General features: G+C 65.9%; 15 protein-coding genes. 7 read left to right on the top strand and 8 right to left on the bottom strand.

The annotated features are described in order from the left end of the window. Positions 1 to 76 precede the first annotated feature (76 nt). The 7 genes from V8683_RS21320 to araH all read left to right on the top strand — a co-directional run bounded on the left by V8683_RS21320 (position 77) and on the right by araH (position 8,738). On the top strand, positions 77 to 1,060 hold the full coding sequence (locus tag V8683_RS21320; RefSeq protein ID WP_411192805.1) for an AraC family transcriptional regulator: 984 nt from the start codon (positions 77 to 79) through the stop codon (positions 1,058 to 1,060). 171 nt (positions 1,061 to 1,231) lie between these two features. Continuing rightward, positions 1,232 to 2,983, top strand: a complete 1,752-nt coding sequence (locus V8683_RS21315) for an IlvD/Edd family dehydratase (protein WP_411192806.1) — start codon at positions 1,232 to 1,234, stop codon at positions 2,981 to 2,983. Positions 2,984 to 3,068: 85 nt separating this feature from the next. Continuing rightward, the gene (locus V8683_RS21310) at positions 3,069 to 4,007 is read left to right on the top strand and encodes a dihydrodipicolinate synthase family protein (protein WP_411192807.1); all 939 of its coding nucleotides are present in this window, start codon (positions 3,069 to 3,071) and stop codon (positions 4,005 to 4,007) included. 54 nt (positions 4,008 to 4,061) lie between these two features. Beyond that, a complete protein-coding gene (locus V8683_RS21305) occupies positions 4,062 to 4,991 on the top strand; it encodes a Gfo/Idh/MocA family protein (RefSeq protein ID WP_411192808.1) in 930 nt (309 codons plus the stop codon). An 81-nt stretch (positions 4,992 to 5,072) separates the two neighbouring features. Beyond that, positions 5,073 to 6,077, top strand: a complete 1,005-nt coding sequence (locus V8683_RS21300; RefSeq protein ID WP_411192809.1) for an arabinose ABC transporter substrate-binding protein — start codon at positions 5,073 to 5,075, stop codon at positions 6,075 to 6,077. Between the two features lie 31 nt (positions 6,078 to 6,108). Beyond that, positions 6,109 to 7,647 (top strand): L-arabinose ABC transporter ATP-binding protein AraG, encoded by a 1,539-nt coding sequence (gene araG / locus V8683_RS21295; RefSeq protein WP_411192810.1) that lies wholly within the window; start codon positions 6,109 to 6,111, stop codon positions 7,645 to 7,647. An 80-nt stretch (positions 7,648 to 7,727) separates the two neighbouring features. Then, positions 7,728 to 8,738 (top strand): L-arabinose ABC transporter permease AraH, encoded by a 1,011-nt coding sequence (gene araH, locus V8683_RS21290; RefSeq protein WP_411192811.1) that lies wholly within the window; start codon positions 7,728 to 7,730, stop codon positions 8,736 to 8,738. Positions 8,739 to 8,794: 56 nt separating this feature from the next. On the opposite strand, the gene V8683_RS21285 is transcribed toward araH, so the two are convergent. From V8683_RS21285 to V8683_RS21250, 8 genes are all read right to left on the bottom strand, one after another. Further along, a complete protein-coding gene (locus tag V8683_RS21285) occupies positions 8,795 to 9,538 on the bottom strand; it encodes a FadR/GntR family transcriptional regulator (protein ID WP_411192812.1) in 744 nt (247 codons plus the stop codon). Positions 9,539 to 9,587: 49 nt separating this feature from the next. After that, positions 9,588 to 10,340 carry an ATP-binding cassette domain-containing protein gene (locus V8683_RS21280; protein ID WP_411193519.1) on the bottom strand — a complete coding sequence of 251 codons (753 nt, stop codon included), beginning with the start codon at positions 10,338 to 10,340 and terminating at the stop codon, positions 9,588 to 9,590. 80 nt (positions 10,341 to 10,420) lie between these two features. Then, positions 10,421 to 11,434 (bottom strand): ABC transporter permease, encoded by a 1,014-nt coding sequence (locus V8683_RS21275; protein WP_411193521.1) that lies wholly within the window; start codon positions 11,432 to 11,434, stop codon positions 10,421 to 10,423. After that, complete coding sequence (locus V8683_RS21270) at positions 11,434 to 12,558, bottom strand: sugar ABC transporter substrate-binding protein (RefSeq protein ID WP_411192813.1); 1,125 nt, start codon at positions 12,556 to 12,558, stop codon at positions 11,434 to 11,436. The genes V8683_RS21275 and V8683_RS21270 overlap by 1 nt, the downstream gene beginning before the upstream one ends. Positions 12,559 to 12,887: 329 nt before the next feature. Next, positions 12,888 to 14,006, bottom strand: coding sequence for a galactofuranose ABC transporter, permease protein YjfF (gene yjfF / locus V8683_RS21265; protein WP_411192814.1), 1,119 nt, complete (start codon positions 14,004 to 14,006; stop codon positions 12,888 to 12,890). A gap of 17 nt (positions 14,007 to 14,023) precedes the next feature. Beyond that, on the bottom strand, positions 14,024 to 15,052 hold the full coding sequence (locus V8683_RS21260) for an ABC transporter permease (RefSeq protein ID WP_411192815.1): 1,029 nt from the start codon (positions 15,050 to 15,052) through the stop codon (positions 14,024 to 14,026). Next, positions 15,049 to 16,569 (bottom strand): sugar ABC transporter ATP-binding protein, encoded by a 1,521-nt coding sequence (locus tag V8683_RS21255; RefSeq protein WP_411192816.1) that lies wholly within the window; start codon positions 16,567 to 16,569, stop codon positions 15,049 to 15,051. The genes V8683_RS21260 and V8683_RS21255 overlap by 4 nt, the downstream gene beginning before the upstream one ends. Positions 16,570 to 16,623: 54 nt before the next feature. Next, on the bottom strand, positions 16,624 to 17,571 hold the full coding sequence (locus V8683_RS21250) for an ABC transporter substrate-binding protein (RefSeq protein WP_411193523.1): 948 nt from the start codon (positions 17,569 to 17,571) through the stop codon (positions 16,624 to 16,626). Positions 17,572 to 17,842 lie beyond the last annotated feature (271 nt).

The raw sequence follows: 17,842 nt of genomic DNA, 5'->3' as shown, positions 1-17,842 counted from the left end.
CCTGTCGGCAGGCCACCGAACCGCTTCGTGTCGCGGGTTCGGCGCCGTGTCGCGCGCAGATGTTCAGTGAGCGCGATTGCTTCTTTTGTTTGTCCGCGAACCGTGTCCGGCCACCACGCTCAATGCACGGCAGCCAAAGATTGACATGCGCCGGGGCCTGCCACAAGATGAAGAAACCCCATCAATACGCGCTAATTCCGACTTTTTCATGGACCCCTCCACATTTGAATGGTCGAGCTGGCTCGGGCTCGACGCCAGTAACGGGGGGCTCTTCGTCTCGCGCGGCGAGGGCGTGCATCCGTCGCGGATCCTCCCCTCGTACGAGCTGATTTACGTGAAGCACGGCACGCTCCACCTGCATGAGCTGGGCGTTCCTTTCGAAGTGTCGGCTGGCGAAACGCTGCTGCTCTGGCCCGGGCGTCAGCATGGAGGCACGGCGCCGTTCGCCCCGGACCTGCAGTTCTACTGGGTGCATTTCACGACGGCCGACGCCGAACGTCGTTTCCCTTCCGGCGTGCAACGCGAGCAGGGTGCGCCGCCGGAGTCTGCGCTGCGTGTGCCCCAGCACGCCCGGATCGAACGGCCGGACCACCTCACGGGCTTGTTCCAGCGGCTGCTGAACGATCAGGAGATCTATGGCGTGCAGCCCTTTCCGGACGGGCTCACGATTCTTTTGATGCTGTGGGAAATTACGCGCTCTCACGATGCCAACGCCGGCGCGGGCGGGGCGCCGCAGCGTCTGGCGGCCAGTGCGGATCGCCTGATTCGCACGCACTTTCACGAAGCCATTAGCGCTTCGTCGATTGCCGATCAACTGGGCTGCAATGCCGACTACCTGGGGCGGATTTTCAGGTCGGTCTATGGGCGAACCCTGACCGATGCGGTCCACGAACGGCGGATTCTGTACGCCGCCACCTTGCTTGCGGACGGCCACCTCACCATCGACCAGGTGGCGCGGCAGTCGGGATTCGAAGACAGCGGCTATTTCCGGCGCATCTTCAAGCGCAACAAGGGCATGACGCCGAATGCCTTTCGGCGTCTTCATCTGCGCTGCATGTGAACACGGCGTGACGGCCGGTGCGGGACTCGCGCCTGGGACTCGTCTCCAGCATGATCTTAGGTGTTTATACCAATGTCTATATGGATATGCTACGCATCCGATTTTTCATTAGAAGGTTATCGGAGTTGTCCTTAGACTAGGCCGAAATATTTGCTCTACACCCAAGAGACGATGTCGGCAACGAAACCCAAACTGCGGTCCCAAGAGTGGTTCGGCACTACGGACAAGAACGGCTTCATGTACCGAAGCTGGATGAAGAACCAGGGCATTCCCGATCACGAATTCGACGGCAGGCCGATCATCGGCATCTGCAATACCTGGTCCGAACTCACGCCCTGCAACGCGCACTTCCGCAAGCTGGCCGAACACGTGAAGCGCGGCGTGTCCGAGGCGGGCGGCTTTCCGGTCGAGTTCCCGGTGTTCTCGAACGGCGAGTCGAACCTGCGGCCTTCGGCGATGCTCACGCGCAATCTCGCCTCGATGGACGTCGAAGAAGCGATCCGCGGTAATCCGATCGACGCCGTCGTGCTGCTGGCCGGCTGCGACAAGACCACGCCGGCGCTGCTGATGGGCGCAGCCAGTTGCGACGTGCCGGCCATCGTCGTGAGCGGCGGGCCGATGCTCAACGGCAAGCTCGAAGGCAAGGACATTGGCTCGGGTACGGCGGTCTGGCGTCTGCACGAGTCGCTCAAGGCGGGCGAGATCGATCTGCATCACTTTCTTTCCGCCGAGGCGGGCATGTCGCGCTCGGCGGGCACCTGCAACACGATGGGCACGGCCTCGACGATGGCGTGCATGGCCGAGGCGCTGGGCGTGACGCTGCCGCACAACGCGGCGATTCCTGCCGTGGACGCGCGGCGCTACGTGCTGGCGCATCTCTCGGGCATGCGCATCGTGGAGATGGCGCTGGAAGACCTGAAGCTCTCGAAGCTGCTCACGCGCGAGGCCTTCGAAAACGCGATCCGCACGAATGCGGCCATCGGCGGCTCGACCAACGCCGTCATCCACCTGAAAGCGATTGCGGGGCGCATTGGCGTGCCGCTGGAACTGGAGGACTGGATGCGCATTGGGCGCAATACGCCCACGATCGTCGATCTGCAGCCCTCGGGCCGCTTTCTGATGGAAGAGTTCTATTACGCGGGAGGCTTGCCCGCAGTGCTGCGGCGGCTGGGCGAAGCCGGGCTGATTCCGCATCCGGACGCGCTCACGGCGAACGGCAAGTCGCTTTGGGACAACGTGCGCACCGCGCCGAACTATAACGAAGAGGTGATCCGGCCGCTCGACAAGCCGCTGATCGAAGACGGCGGCATGTGCATCCTGCGCGGCAATCTCGCGCCGCGCGGCGCCGTGCTCAAGCCTTCGGCGGCGAGCCCCGAATTGCTCAAGCATCGCGGGCGCGCGGTCGTGTTCGAAAACTTCGACCACTACAAGGCGCTGATCGGCGACGAGTCGCTCGAAGTGGACAAGGACTCGATTCTCGTCATGAAGAACTGCGGGCCGCGCGGTTATCCGGGCATGGCCGAGGTGGGCAACATGGGCTTGCCGCCCAAGCTGCTGCGCCAGGGCGTGAAGGACATGGTGCGCATTTCGGACGCGCGCATGAGCGGCACGGCCTACGGCACGGTGGTGCTGCACGTCGCGCCCGAAGCGGCGGCGGGCGGCCCGCTGGCGGCGGTGCGCAACGGCGACTGGATCGAACTCGACTGCGAGGCCGGCAAGCTGCATCTGGACATCAGCGACGAGGAGCTGGCGCGCCGCCTCGCCGACGTCGATCCGGCGGCGGCGCCGGGCGTGGCGGAGCAGCTCGGCAAGGGCGGCTATGCGCGCCTCTACGTCGATCACGTGCTGCAGGCCGACGAGGGCTGCGACCTCGACTTCCTCGTGGGTCAGCGCGGCGCTGCCGTGCCGCGTCACTCGCATTGAGGACGTCGATGGACTGCGCGCGAGGCGGGGCGTCATTCGCCCCGCTGGACGCGCGCAGCGAACAGAAACGGAAGGAGACACGCACATGAGTGCGACGACGAACTCGCAGTCCCGCTACCAGGGCATCTTTCCGGTGGTGCCCACCACGTTCGCCGAGAACGGCGAGCTGGATCTCGAAAGCCAGAAGCGCGCGGTCGATTTCATGATCGACGCGGGCTCGGACGGCCTGTGCATTCTCGCGAACTTCTCGGAGCAGTTCTCGCTGACCGACGACGAGCGCGACCTCATCACCCGCACCGTGCTCGAACACGTGGCGGGCCGCGTGCCGGTGATCGTGACCACCACGCACTACGGCTCGCAGGTCAGCGCGGCCCGCAGCCGGCGCGCGCAGGAACTGGGCGCGTCGATGGTCATGCTGATGCCGCCGTACCATGGCGCGACGTTCCGCGTGCCCGAGCCGGCCATCTACGAGTTCTACGCGCGCGTTTCCGACGCCATCGACATTCCGGTCATGATCCAGGACGCGCCCGCGGCCGGCACGGTACTTTCCGCACCGTTCCTCGCGCGCATGGCGAAGGAAATCGAGCACGTTTCGTACTTCAAGATCGAAACGCCGGGCGCGGCGAACAAGCTGCGCGAGCTGATCCGCCTGGGCGGCGACGCCGTGGCCGGCCCGTGGGACGGCGAAGAGGCCATCACGCTGCTGGCGGACCTTAATGCGGGCGCGACCGGTTCGATGACGGGCGGCGGCTTTCCCGACGGCATTCGCCCGATCATCGTCGCGCATCGCGAAGGCCGCACCGACGAGGCGTTCGCGCTCTATCAGCGCTGGCTGCCGCTCATCAATCACGAAAACCGCCAGGCGGGCCTGCTGGCGGCCAAGGCGCTGATGAAGGAAGGCGGCGTGATCGCCTGCGAGACGCCGCGCCATCCGTTGCCGCCGATGCACCCCGAAACGCGCGCGGAGCTGATCGCCATCGCACGGCGCCTCGATCCGCTCGTGCTGCGCTGGGCGGCGCATTGAACCGGGCAACCCTGTCATGCAAACGCATCCCCTGATTCGCAAGCGGAGAACCCCATGAGCTCACCCTTTACGCTGGCCGTGGTCGGCGTCGGCAAGATCGCACGCGACCAGCATTTGCCCGCTATCGCGGCGAATCCCGGTTTTGCGCTCGTCGCTTGCGCGAGCCGTCACGCCGAAGTGGACGGCGTGCGCAACTACACCGATATCGACGCGCTGCTCGCCGCCGAATCCGATCTCGTGGCCGTTTCGCTCTGCGCGCCGCCGCAGGTGCGGTACGAGCAGGCACGCGCCGCGCTGCTGGCCGGCAAGCACGTGATGCTCGAAAAGCCGCCCGGCGCGAGCGTGAGCGAAGTGGAGGCGCTGCGCGCGCTCGCCCGCGCCCACGGGCGCACGCTCTTCGCGACCTGGCATTCGCGCCATGCGAGCGCGGTCGAGCCCGCGCGCGCGTGGCTCGCCAACCGCACGATCCGCTCGGTGCACGTGCGCTGGAAAGAGGACGTACGCCGCTGGCACCCGGGTCAGGAATGGATCTGGGAACCGGGCGGCCTCGGTGTGTTCGATCCGGGCATCAACGCGCTTTCCATCGTCACGCGCATGCTGCCGCGCGACCTGCTGCTGCGCGCCGCGACGCTGCACGTGCCCTCCGATTGCGCGACTCCCATCGCCGCGGAACTCGATTGCCTCGACACCGACGGCGTGCCCGTGCGCGCCGAATTCGACTGGCGCCACGGTCCCGTCGAGCAATGGGAGATCGACGTGGAGACGACGGACGGGCTCCTCGCGATCAGCGAGGGCGGCAAGCGCATGACGATCGCGGGCGAGACCGTCGCGCTCGATCCCGAACGCGAATATCCGGCGCTCTACGAGCGCTTCCACTGGCTGATCGCGCACGGCGCCGAGGACGTGGACGTGCGCCCGCTGCAGCTCGTCGCCGACGCATTCCTGCTCGGCCGTCAGGTCGAGGTCGAAGCGTTCGGGCACTGACGGCTCATACGGCCGCACCCAGCCCTATACAACCCACGTAACCGCGCAGTACCACAACCGCAAAACCAGAGGAGACACAGCATGACCAGCAAGATCCGCCGGCTGACCCTTCGCGCCGTTCTCGCCGCGATGTGCATCGCGCCGCTCGGCATGAACGTCGCGGCCCACGCCGACGCCCCCGTGAAGATCGGCTTTCTCGTGAAGATGCCGGAGCAGGCCTGGTTCATCAACGAGCAGAAGGCCGCCACGGCGCTTGGCCAGAAAGAGGGCTTCTCGGTGGTGAACATCGGCACGCCGGACGGCGAAAAAGTGCTGGCCGCGATCGACAATCTCGGCGCGCAAGGCGCGCAGGGCTTCGTGATCTGTGCGCCCGACGTGCGTCTCGGACCGGCGATCCAGGCTCGCGCCAAGCGCTACAACATGAAGTTCGTGACGGTGGACGACCAGCTCGTCGACTCGTCGGGCAAGCCGCTCGCGGGCGTGCCGCACCTCGGCATGTCGGCGTTCAAGATCGGCAATCAGGTGGGCCAGGCGATCAGCGACGAAATGAAGAAGCGCGGCTGGAAGCCCGAGGAAGTGGGCGCGCTGCGCATTACCGACTATGAGCTGCCCACGGCGAAACTGCGCACCGACGGCGCGACGCAGACGCTGCTCGCCAACGGCTTCAAGAAGGACAACATCTTCGACGCGCCGCAAAAGACCACCGACGACGAAGGCGGCTTCAACGCGGCCTCGCCGGTGCTCGCGCAGCATCCGAACATCAAGAAGTGGGTGGTCTTCGCGCTCAACGAAGAGACCGTGCTGGGCGCCGTGCGCGCGACCGAGCAACTGCATATTCCGTCTGCCGACGTGATCGGCGTGGGCATCAACGGCGCGGGCGAAGCGTTCGCCGAGTTCCAGAAGAAGGAACCGACGGGCTTCTACGGCACGATCGCCGTGAGCTCGACGAACCACGGCAAGGACAGCACGCAGAACCTCGTGGACTGGATCAAGACCGGCAAGGAGCCGCCGGCCGACACGCAGACCACCGGCAAGCTGATGACGCGCGACAACTGGCAGGCCGTGCGCGCGGAGCTGGGTATCTAAGCGCCGCCGGACGTTTCGCGAAAGGGATGCAATGACTGAAGCCATGCTTGAAACGCCGGCCCGCGAGCCGGCGCGGGAGGCGCCGCGCGCGTATCTGGAACTCGACGGCATCACGGTGAGCTTTCCGGGCGTGCGCGCGCTGGACCGCGTTTCGCTCGGAGTGCGAGCGGGCGAGGTGCACGGCCTGATGGGCGAGAACGGCGCGGGCAAATCCACGCTGCTCAAGGTGCTCTCGGGCGTGAACCAGCCGCAGGAAGGCACGTTGAAGCTGAACGGCGTGGAGCAGCGCTTCACGACCACGCGTGCCGCGCTCGACGCGGGCATCGCTATCATCTATCAGGAACTGCATCTCGTGCCCGAGCTGACGGTGGCGGAAAACCTGATGCTCGGGCAGTTGCCCAATCGTTTAGGGGTGCTCGACGAAAAGACGCTGGTCGAGCGCGCGATGAACGAACTCCAGCGGCTTGGCGAGCGCATCGATCCGCGCACGCCGGTGAAGGCGCTGTCGATCGGCCAGCGCCAGATGATCGAGATCGGCAAGGCGCTCATGCGCGACGCGCGCGTGATCGCCTTTGACGAGCCCACGAGTTCGCTTTCGGCGCGCGAGACGGAGAACCTCTTTCGCATCATCAACGCGTTGCGCGCCGACGGGCGCGCGATCATTTATGTCACGCACCGCATGGACGAAGTCGATGCGCTTTGCGACCGCGTGACCGTGTTCCGCGACGGCCGCCGCATCGAAACCTTCGAATCGGTGGCCCACCTCGACCGCAACCGCCTGATCGCCGCGATGGTGGGGCGTTCGATCAGCGACGTGTATGGCTATCGCTCGCGCGAGGCGGGCGAGGTGCTGATCGAGGCAAAAGGGCTGCTCGGGCCGGGGCTGGCCGAACCCGTTTCGTTCAGCGCGCGGCGCGGCGAGATCGTGGGCTTTTTCGGTCTCGTGGGCGCGGGGCGCTCCGAGCTCATGAAACTGATCTATGGTGCGACGCGCGCCACGGCGGGCCATGTCGAACTGAACGGCAAACGCGTGAACTTCGCCAGCCCGCGCGACGCCGTGCGTGCCGGCCTCGCGCTGTGTCCCGAAGACCGCAAGCAGGAAGGCATCGTGGCGATCGCCTCCGTGGCCGACAACCTCAACCTCAGCGCGCGCCGCCATTTCAGCCCGGCGCGCTTCCTGCTGGACGCGCGCCGCGAACGCGCCCTCACCGACGATTACATCGCGAAGCTCGCGATCAAGACGCGCAACGGCGATACGCCCATCGGCACGCTTTCGGGCGGCAACCAGCAGAAAGTGATTCTTTCGCGCTGGCTGGCCGAGCGTATCGAGGTGTTCCTGATGGACGAACCCACGCGCGGCATCGACGTGGGCGCGCGCGCCGAGATCTACAACCTGCTCTACGAGCTCGCGGAAGCGGGGCGCACGGTCATCATGGTGTCGAGCGATCTCGCCGAGGTGATCGGCGTGTCGGACCGCATCGTGGTGATGCGCGAAGGGCGTATCGCAGGATGTGTCCAGAAAGCCGATGCGCGCCCCGACGAACTGATCAAGCTGGCGCTGCCGCATTAGCGGCGCCCATGCCATGCCATCGCGGCCCGTTGCCGTTGCGGGCCGTTGAACCGAAACGTAGCTGAACCGTAGAACCTCCGATGAGTCAAGCCATGCAACCTCCAGGCACCTCCTCCGTCACCGAAGCCGCCGCGCCGGCTGCCGCCCGGCGCGTGCGCGCGTGGGACATGATCAACAAGTCGGGCATCGTCGTGGTGTTCGTCGTACTCTTCGCGGTGCTCTCCGCGACCGTGCCCGACTTCCTCACCACGCGCAACATCCAGGGCCTGCTGCTCTCGGTCACGCTGATCGGCTCCATTGCGGTCACGATGATGTTCGTGCTCGCGCTAGGCGAGGTGGACCTCTCCGTGGCGTCCATCGTGGCGTTTTCGGGGGTCGTCGCCTCGACGGTCATCACGCAGTCGCACAGCGTCATGCTCGGCATCGCGGCCGGCATTCTTGCCGGCGGCGCCGTGGGCCTCGTCAACGGCGTGCTGATCGCGCGCTTCAAGATCAATTCGCTGATCGCGACGCTCGCCATGATGGAAGCGGTGCGCGGTCTCGCGTTCCTCACCTCGAACGGCGACGCCGTGATGATTTCCGAGGAGCGCTTCTTCGACCTGGGCGGCGGCTCGTTCCTCGGCATTTCGTACCCCATCTGGAGCAACATCGTCGGCTTCGTCGTGTTCGGTTTTCTGCTGAAGAAGACCGTGTTCGGCAAGAACGTGCTGGCCGTGGGCGGCAATAGCGAGGCCGCGCGGCTTGCGGGCCTGCCCGTCACGCGCATCAAGATCACCGTGTTCGTGCTGCAGGGTCTCATCACCGGCTTCGCGGGCGTGATGCTCGCCTCGCGCATGAGTCTCGGCGACCCGAAGACCTCGGTGGGGCTGGAGCTGGGCGTGATCTCCGCGTGCGTGCTGGGCGGCGTGTCGCTCACGGGCGGCGTGGCGACCATCTCCGGCGTGCTGGTGGGCGTGCTCATCATGGGCGCCGTGCAGGACGCCATGAGCCTCATGAACGTGCCGACGTTCTACCAGTACCTGATTCGCGGCGGCATTCTGCTGCTGGCCGTGCTGTTCGACCAGTTCCGCCGCAGCCGTCGCGCGGTCTGATCATGAGGACCGGCGGCGCGACGACCCCCCCCCCGCAGCGAGAACGCGCGCGCCGCTCAGGTGCGCCGCGGCTGCACGGGCTCCAGCGCCGCGCCGCCGAGGATCGAGTTGGCGTCGGCGCGCGCGTTGTCGAGCTGCACGACGCTCGCCTGGCGCGCGGAGAGCGCGTCGCGGTGCTCGATGGCCGTGAGGATGGCCTTGTGGCGCGGCAGCGAGAGTGCGTGCGTGTTCGGGTGGCGGCTCGTGAGCTTGATCGACTCCATGAGCGCGAGCGTGAGCATGTTGCCGATATACGCCAGCATGTCGTTGTGCGTGGCCGCCATGATCGCGCGGTGGAACTCCAGGTCGGGTTCGAGCAGCTCGGAGGCCGTTTGCGCGGCCTCCATGCGCGCGTAGGCCGCGCTGATGCGCTCGACGTCCGTCTCGCTTGCGGAGATGGCGGCGAGCGCGGCGGCGGCGGGCTCGATGATCTGGCGCACCGTCATGAGCGCCTGGAAGAAATCGCCTTCGGGAATGCTGTTGACGGTCCAGTAGAGCACGTCGGGGTCGAGCATGTGCCAGTCTTCGCGCGGCTTCACGACGCTGCCCACGCGCGGCTTCGAAATGACGAGGCCCTTGGCGACGAGCACGCGCGTGGCCTCGCGCAGCACGGGGCGGCTCACGCCGTAGGTTTCGCATAGCGTGGGCTCGGGGGGCAGCCGCTGCCCGGGCGCGAAACGTCCGCCGACGATTTGCATCCCCAGTTCCTGCACGATGCGGCCGTGCATGCTCTTGCGATTCTGCAGGTTGCGGTAATCCATGATTCCCCGGCTGGTAGGCGGCCCTTGCCGGCCGCACCTCCGCGTGTTGTCAATGCGCGCTCGTGGCGCGCATCGCGCGGTATTCCCGCCGCACGATGTCCATCAGCTCCGGTACCGAGGTCTGCGCACTGCGCTGTTCGAACGTCACGCGGCCACGTTGCATCAACATGATGCGATCGGCGATGTCGAGCGTCTGCGCATAGTTGTGCATGATCATGATAATCGATAGCCCGCCTTTTTCCTTCAGGCGCAGAACGAGGTCGATGATCAGTCCGGCTTCGCGCGCGCCCATGGCTGCAAGCGGTTCGTCCAGCAGCAGGATCTTCGCGTTCGAATTCACGGCGCGCGCCACGGCAATGGCCTGGCGCTGTCCGCCGGAGAGCCGCTCCACCGGCAGATCCACCGACGGCACATGAACACCGATATCGTCGAGACACTGCGCGGCGCGCTCGCGCATCTGCCCGTGATCGAGCAGCCGGAACGGGCCGCGCCGCACGATCTCGCGGTTCAGGAACATGTTGTGGTAGATGCTGAGCGAGTTCGCAAGCGCGAGATCCTGATAAACGCATTCGATGCCGAGCGAGCGCGCGTGATCGACGGATCGCAACAGCGTTTCCTGGCCGTTCACGTAGAGCGTCCCTTCGGTCTGCTGATGAAAGCCCGTGAGGATCTTGACGAGGGTGGACTTGCCCGCGCCGTTGTCGCCGAGAATGCCGAGGATCTCGCCCTCGCCGAGCGTGAACGAAACGCCGTCGAGCGCCGTCACGGCGCCGAAGCGCTTGACGATCTTCTCGCCGCGCATGGCAAGCGGCCCGGCAGCGGCGGTGGAGGCTGTGGAGTCGGCTTCGGCGGACGAGGCCCCTGCGGGCGGTAGCGGCTCGCTCATCCGTGCCTCCCTTTGCGCCGGATACGACCGACGTGAATATTGAAGACCATTGCGGCGAGAATCGCGGCGCCGAGGATGATGTTGAACGTGAAGGCGTTGATGCCGATGAGCGTGAAGCCGTCGTTGAGGATACCGAGCACGGCCGCGCCGATCAGGCCGCCCACGATCGTGCCCGAGCCGCCCGTGAGCGGCGTGCCGCCGATCACGGCGGCGGCGACGGCGAGGAACATGATCTGGTTGCCGCCGGCCTGCGGGTCGATCGAGGTGATGCGAAAGCCTTCGAGTATGCCGGTGAGGCCCGCGAGCACGGCCGCGAGAATGAAGTTGCCAAGCCGCAGCCGGTTCACCTGGATACCGGCCTCGCTCGCGCCGAGCGGATTCGCGCCGGCCGCCTGGGTATGCAGCCCCCAGCGCGTGTGCCGCAGAAGAATGTGCATGACGAACGCCAGCACGACGGTCCAGAGGATTTCGCTGTAGCCCCAGGCGCCCATGAAGTTCGCGAAAGCGGGCGAGCCGGGCGTTTCGACGGGCGTGCCGCGCGAAACGGTGAGCGTGATGCCGTTGATCAGAAAGAGCGTGCCGAGCGTCGTCACGAACGAGGGCAGCCGCAGCCATACCGTGATCGCGCCGTTCACGAAGCCGATCACCGCGGCCGCGACGAGCCCCACGAGCACGGCGAGCCACATGGGCGCGCCCGCTTCGTTGGCGAACACCATCATGAACGGTGCGAAGGCGAACACCATGCCCGAGGACAGGTCGATGTCGCCGCCGATCATCAGCATGATTTCGCCGAACGCGATGATCGCAACCGGCGCGATGAACTGCGAGAGATTGACGAGACTCGCATTCGTCAGCAGAAAATCGTGATTGGCGAACTCGAACCAGGCGGCGAGCAGCACCGCCACGAGCAGGATGCGCAGCTCCGCCGACCACGCCGAAACAAGCGTCCCGGGCGACCGCGGGGGCCGCGCCGGGACATCCGCCTTGCGGGATTCGTCTACCGTACCCATCATGACTTGATTGCGCCGCTCAACGGAACGATTTGCGGCTTGGTGCTCTTGCCCTCATAGCGCGTCGACGTGTTGAGGTACGGCTCGACCGTGCCCTTCGTGACGAACTTGAGGCCGCTGTTGATGTTCGCCGGCCCGACGAGTCCGCCGGAAGCGAGGAACACGAATGCCTCCATCACAGTATAGAAGCCCTGAACATAAGGCTGCTGGTCGATCGTGAAGTCGAGGAAGCCTTCGTGAATGAGCTGGACCGTGGTGGGCAGCAGGTCGAAGCCGCCGCCGTGCACGCCCTTGGAAGGCAGGTTCGACTCCTTCATCACTTGAGCCACGCCCTGGGTGCTGCCGGCATCGACGGCGAACATGCCCTTCAGGTCCTGGTGTCCCAGATAGAAGGATTTGATCTTCGAAAGCTCCTCGTTGACCGTCGCGCCCGTTGCCACGCTCTGGACTTCGATGTTCTTGCCCGACTTCTTGATCGCGTCGCTCGCGCCGTCCAGCCGCGGCTGGATGTTGAGCTGGCCCGGCGTGGCGATGAAGAGCGCCACGAGCCCGCTGTCGATCAGCGAGGCAATGCGCTCGCCCATCTGGTAGCCGGAGAGATAGAGGTCCTGGCCGATGTACGCGAGGCGCGGGCTGGATTTGCCGCGCGGCGCGTCGGCGTTGTAGGCGAACACCGGAATGCCCGCGTCGAGCGCGGCCTGGATCGGCTTGTCGAAGGCGGTGGGGTCGACGATCGGCACGGCAATCGCGTCGGCCTTGGCGGCAATCGCGGCGTTCACGGCACGCACCATTTCGCCGGCGTCCGAGGTGGCCGAGCCGGTCCACTGGTAGTCCATGCCGAACATCGAGCAGGCGTCCTGAATGCCGTACTGCGTGGGCACGAAGAACGGGTTCGTCGTGACGTGGTTGACGAACACGATCTTCCATTTCTTGTGCCCGGGGAACGCCATTTCGGCCGCCTGCGCGGTCGAAATCAGGCCGCCCGCGCCGGCGCCCAGCGTTCCCAGCAGCGAGAGCGCCGCACCGAGTCCTGCGCCCTGGAGCAGGCCGCGCCGGCCTGCATGAACTAGTCCCTGCATCTTATCTTGCGTCTGGTCTTGCGCATCATCCCGTTCTTGCGACATCTTTTCCTCCGGTTGTTTTCGTGGGTCCGGGACCTGCCGAAAAACTGCCGAACAGCAGGTCCTGGCGCATGCACATTCACGATGGCACCGGGCGGCGCGGCGGCGTCCCTGTCATGACGCTGCGGGTGAAAACGTGGAGACCGTGCCGGACGGTACGACGAAGATGGTAGTGCAGTGCTTTGTTGGGGCCTAATCCACGTATACCCGTAATAAGTCGGACTATTGTCAGGTAGCGCGGCGGGTTCTCCGTGCCCGCGCGCGCCGCCCGTCACCGCACCGGATGCCCATCCACTTCACGCAAATCTGTTTTGCGGCCATCGTGCTTACGTTCAGACGTGCGGCGGCGCCGCAGCGAGCTGCGCCTCGTCGAGCGACGTGCTGCTTTGCGGCCGCGCCGCTTTCGCCGTGGGCGCGCCGATGCCGGTGCCGCCCGACTTGCGCCGCACCGCGTGGCGTTCGGTGGCGCGCTGCATCAGGCAGAACGCGCACAGCAGCGCGCCGATCACAATGCGCGTCCACCACGAGCTGAGCGTGCCGTCGAAGGTGATGAGCGTCTGGATCGTGCCGAGTATGCCCACGCCGAACACCGAGCCGATCACATAGCCCACGCCGCCCGTGAGCAGCGTGCCGCCGATCACGGTGGCGGCGATGGCGTCGAGTTCCATGCCCTGCGCCTGCAGCCCGTAGCCCGAGAGCACGTAGAGCGTGAACACCACGCCGCCGAGCGCGGAGCAGAAGCCGGAAAGCGCATACACGCCGATCTTGGTGCGCGCGACGGGCAGACCCATCAGCAGTGCAGAACGCTCGTTGCCGCCGATCGCGTAAACGTTGCGTCCGAACCGCGTGAAGTGTGCGATCACGATGCCGGCTGCGAGCATGGCGAGCGCGATGAGCGAGCCCGTGGTGAGCGAGCCGGTGCCCACAGGAATGCTGAAGCCGGCGAGTGTGTGGAAGCTCGGGTCGTCGATCGGGATGGACTGCGTCGTGATGAGAAAGCAGGTGCCGCGCGCGAGGAACATGCCCGCGAGCGTGACGATGAACGGCTGCAGGCGGAAGTAGTGGATCAGCGCGCCCATGGCTGCGCCGTAGAGCGTGCCGCACGCCAGCACGGCGAGCAGGATGAGGGCCACGGGCCAGTGCCAGCGCTCGGCCATCACGGCGCACAGGATCGTGGCGAGCGCCACCACGGCGCCCACCGAAAGATCGATGCCGCCCGAGATGATCACAAACGTCATGCCGATTGCGACGATCAGCAGGAAGGCGTTATCCACGAGCAGTCCGAACAGCACCTGCAGCGAGAAAAAGCCGGTGTACATCACGGAGCCGAAACCGAACAGGGCGACGAACAACAGCACCGTGATGGCGATGGGCAGCACGCGCGGATCGACGAAGCGCGCGGCGCTGCGCCGGCACGCGGCGAGTGGCAGGGCGAAGGGAGGCGTGCGCACGGTTTCCTCGCGGTGTCCTAATAGTTGGGAGTCTGGGCGCGGCGGGCGCCGGCCACGCGCAGCAGTTGCCGGGCGGCGAGCGCGCGCGCCGTGGGCGACTGGATCACGGTCACGAACGTCACGACCACGGCCTTGACGACGAGCGTGGCCTCGGGCGGCACGCCGATCGAATAGGTCGTGTAGGTAAGCGTCTGGATGATGAGCGCGCCGAGCACCGTGCCCGCGAGGCTGAAGCGCCCGCCGGCGAGCGACGTGCCGCCCAGCGTGACGGCGAGGATCGCATCGAGTTCGAGCAGCAGGCCCGCATTGTTGCCGTCGGCGCTGCGCACGTTCGAGCTGATGAGGATGCCCGCAACAGCGGCCATCACGCCGCAGAACGTATAGGTGCCGAACACCACGAGCTGGGACGAGAGGCCGGCGAGGCGCGCGGCCACGGGATTCACGCCGATCGAGCGTACGAAGAGCCCGAGCGCCGTCTTGTTGACGATCAGCACCGTGACGAGCGTGACGGCCAGGGCGATCCAGACGTCGCACGGCACGAGCGCGAAGTAGCCGTCGCCCGCGAACAGATAGCCGGGTGCGCCGATGGGGATGATCTGGCCGCCCGTGAGCAACTGCGCGACGCCGCGCCCGGCCACCATCAGGATCAGCGTGGCGATGATGGGCTGCATGCCGATGAAGGCGACGAGCAGGCCGTTCCACATGCCGGCGAGCAGGCCGACCGCGAGCGCCGCGCCGAAGGCGGCGGCGACGCGCGACGGATCGGCTTCGAGCACGATCGCGGCGGCGGCCCCGGCAATGGCCACCACGGCGCCCACCGAAATGTCGATGCCGCGCGTGGCGATCACGAGCGTCATGCCGAGCGACACGACGACGAGCGGCGCGGCGTTCATGAGGATGTCGATGGGGGCGCCGAACAGATGCCCGGAGAGCAGCGTGATCGAGAGGAAGTTCGAGCGGTGCGCAACGTCGACGGCAAAGAGGCACACGAGCGTGGCCGCGGGCCAGACGAGCGGATGCCTGAACAGCGTGGAAAGGCGGATCATCGGCGGCCTCCCGCGATCAGATCGTAGACCTCGTCTTCGGAGCGGCCGTGACCTTCGAGCTCGGCCACCTTGCGGCGGTCGCGCAGCACGGCGATGCGGTCGCTCACGCGCACCACCTCGCTGATCTCCGATGAAATGAATAGTATCCCTAAACCCTTCGCGCACAGCGCGCGCACGCGGTCCATGATCTCGAACTTGGCGGCCACGTCGATGCCGCGCGTGGGTTCGTCGAGGATCAGCAGCCTGGGCTCCGTGGCGAGCCAGCGTGCGAGCAGCACTTTCTGCTGGTTGCCGCCCGAAAGCAGGCCAATGGGTTGTTCGGCGTCGCGCGCCTTGATGCCGAGTTGTGCGATGTATTCGTTCGCGAGCTCGCGCTGGCGCGCGCGCGAAATCATGCGCCACCAGCCGCGCCGCGCCTGCAGCGCGAGAATGATGTTCTCGCGGATCGAGAGGTCCGCCACGATGCCTTCCTTCTTGCGGTCCTCGGGGCAATAGGCCATGCCGTGGCGCACCGCATCGCGCGGCGTCGCGAGCTTCACGGTCTTGCCGCGTATCGACACGGCGCCCTGGTCGACGCGGTCGACGCCGAACAGCAGGCGCGCCGTTTCGGTGCGCCCGGAGCCGAGCAGCCCCGCGAGGCCGAGTATCTGGCCCGGCTGCACGTCGAGGTCGAGCGGATTGAGCACGCCGCGCCGCGCCACGCCCTGCGCACTGAGGTAAGGTTCGGACGCCCGCGGCTGCGGGGCGGCGGGCGGCGCTGCGGCTTCGTTTTCCAGCCGTTCGCGTGCGATCTGCTGGCCGACCATCTTTGCCACCAGCGTCTGCACGGGCAATTCCGATGCAAGGTATTCGCCTTCGCATTCGCCGTTGCGCATCACCGTGATGCGGTCGGAAATCGCGTAGGTCTGCTCAAGAAAGTGCGTGACGAAGAGGATTGCGATGCCCGAGGCCTTGAGTTTGCGCAGCACGTCGAAAAGCCGCGAGACTTCGTTGTCGTCGAGGCTGGAGGTCGGCTCGTCGAGGATCAGAATGCGCGCGTCCACCGACACCGCGCGCGCAATCGCCACCATCTGCTGGATCGCGATGGGGTAGGTGTCGAGCGACTGTGTGACGTCCAGCGTGAGGTTCAGTTCCGCGAGCACCTCGGCCGCGCGGCGATGGATCGTTTTCCAGTCGATCAGGCCGTGCCGCCGCGGCTGGCGGCCCGCGAAGATGTTCTCCGCGACCGAGAGGTTCGGGCAGAGATTGACCTCCTGGTAGAGCGTCTGGATGCCGGCGGCTTCCGCTTCCAGCGGCGTGGCGAAGCGCACGGGCGCGCCTGCCAGCAGGATCTCGCCGGCTTCGGGCTGATGCACGCCGGTGAGGACGTTGATGAGCGTCGATTTTCCCGCGCCGTTCTGGCCCATCAAGGTATGGACCTCGCCGGGATAGAGGCGGAAATCGACGTTGGCGAGCGCGCGCACGCCGGGGAAGGTGCGCGAGAGGCCGTGCGTTTCGAGTAGGGGCGTCGTGCTCATGAGGCGGATGTGTGCGCGGCCCGGCGAGCGCCGGGCCGCTCTCTCGCGTCAGGATTAGTACTTGCGCGAAGGCAGGATCTGCGCCGCGACGTTTTCCGGGAACACGGTCTCGTTCGTGACGATGCGCTTGGGCAACTGCTTGCCCGCCACGACGTCCTTCACGGCCTGCATGAGCTGCGGGCCAAGCAGCGGGCTGCATTCGACGTCGACGTTCATCTTGCCCGCGATCATTGCTTCAAAGCCGCCCTTGGTCGCGTCGAACGACACCACGCTGATGTCCTTGCCGGGCTTCATGCCGGCTTCCTCCATGGCCTGGATCGCGCCGAGCGCCATGTCGTCGTTATGCGCATAAACAACGTTGATCTTGTTTCCATACGTCTTGGCGAAGGCCTCCATTACCTGCTTGCCGCCTGCGAGCGTGAAGTCGCCGCTCTGCGAAGCGATGATCTTGAACTTCGGATCGTTCTTGATGACTTCCATCAGGCCCGCGTGGCGGTCGTTCGCGGGGGCGGAGCCCACCGTGCCCTGCAGTTCCACGATGTTGATGGGGCCGGGATTATCCTTGTAGTGCTCTTCGAGCCAGTGGCCGGCGCGCCGCCCTTCTTCCATGAAGTCGGAGCCGATCATCGTGACGTAGAGCGACGTATCCTTCACGTCGATGTTGCGGTCGGTGAGGATCACGGGAATCTTCGCGCGCTTCGCTTCTTCGAGCACCGGCTCCCAGCCCGATTCCACCACGGGCGAGAACGCGATCACATCCACCCGCTGCGCGATGTACGAGCGGATCGCCTTGATCTGGTTTTCCTGCTTCTGTTGCGCGTCCGAGAACTTCAGGTTGATGCCGGCGTCCTTCGCGGCCTCTTTGACGGATACCGTATTCGCGGTGCGCCACGCGCTTTCGGCGCCGACCTGGGCGAAACCCAGGGTGATCTGCTTGTCCTGGGCGTAGCCAGGGCCCGCCGCGAGTGCGAAGGCGGTGGCCATGAGGGCGCTCGCGATCATGCGCGTTGCCAGTTTCATGCGTGTCTCCGTTGTAGCTTGCGTTATTTTTTCTCAAAGCGCGCTACCGCCCGCCGTGCACCACAGCCGGACTACGTCACGAGGATTTCGCGCCATCCCAAACCGCCCGAAGAATCGGGCAATCGTTGCCTGCCGACTTCAATAGCCAAACTATATGCAGGAGATTTAACGGTTTTTATTAGCGTTTTCCCGATAACGCGCCTCGATATAGTCATGCTATTTAATAGTTTATTGTCACCAGAAAGGCACTGTC

It is taken from the genome of Paraburkholderia sp. AV2 (assembly GCF_054968425.1).
This window is presented reverse-complemented; position numbering and strand designations above follow the sequence as displayed.

What these genes read in the sequence shown, in the direction of transcription:
- V8683_RS21315 (WP_411192806.1), top strand. Translation starts at nt 1,232, where the DNA reads ATGTCGGCAACGAAACCCAAACTGCGGTCCCAAGAGTGGTTCGGCACT.
- V8683_RS21310 (WP_411192807.1), top strand. Translation starts at nt 3,069, where the DNA reads ATGAGTGCGACGACGAACTCGCAGTCCCGCTACCAGGGCATCTTTCCG.
- V8683_RS21305 (WP_411192808.1), top strand. Translation starts at nt 4,062, where the DNA reads ATGAGCTCACCCTTTACGCTGGCCGTGGTCGGCGTCGGCAAGATCGCA.
- V8683_RS21300 (WP_411192809.1), top strand. Translation starts at nt 5,073, where the DNA reads ATGACCAGCAAGATCCGCCGGCTGACCCTTCGCGCCGTTCTCGCCGCG.
- araG (WP_411192810.1), top strand. Translation starts at nt 6,109, where the DNA reads ATGACTGAAGCCATGCTTGAAACGCCGGCCCGCGAGCCGGCGCGGGAG.
- araH (WP_411192811.1), top strand. Translation starts at nt 7,728, where the DNA reads ATGAGTCAAGCCATGCAACCTCCAGGCACCTCCTCCGTCACCGAAGCC.
- V8683_RS21285 (WP_411192812.1), bottom strand. Translation starts at nt 9,538, where the DNA reads ATGGATTACCGCAACCTGCAGAATCGCAAGAGCATGCACGGCCGCATC.
- V8683_RS21280 (WP_411193519.1), bottom strand. Translation starts at nt 10,340, where the DNA reads ATGCGCGGCGAGAAGATCGTCAAGCGCTTCGGCGCCGTGACGGCGCTC.
- V8683_RS21275 (WP_411193521.1), bottom strand. Translation starts at nt 11,434, where the DNA reads ATGGGTACGGTAGACGAATCCCGCAAGGCGGATGTCCCGGCGCGGCCC.
- V8683_RS21270 (WP_411192813.1), bottom strand. Translation starts at nt 12,558, where the DNA reads ATGTCGCAAGAACGGGATGATGCGCAAGACCAGACGCAAGATAAGATG.
- V8683_RS21260 (WP_411192815.1), bottom strand. Translation starts at nt 15,052, where the DNA reads ATGATCCGCCTTTCCACGCTGTTCAGGCATCCGCTCGTCTGGCCCGCG.
- V8683_RS21255 (WP_411192816.1), bottom strand. Translation starts at nt 16,569, where the DNA reads ATGAGCACGACGCCCCTACTCGAAACGCACGGCCTCTCGCGCACCTTC.
- V8683_RS21250 (WP_411193523.1), bottom strand. Translation starts at nt 17,571, where the DNA reads ATGATCGCGAGCGCCCTCATGGCCACCGCCTTCGCACTCGCGGCGGGC.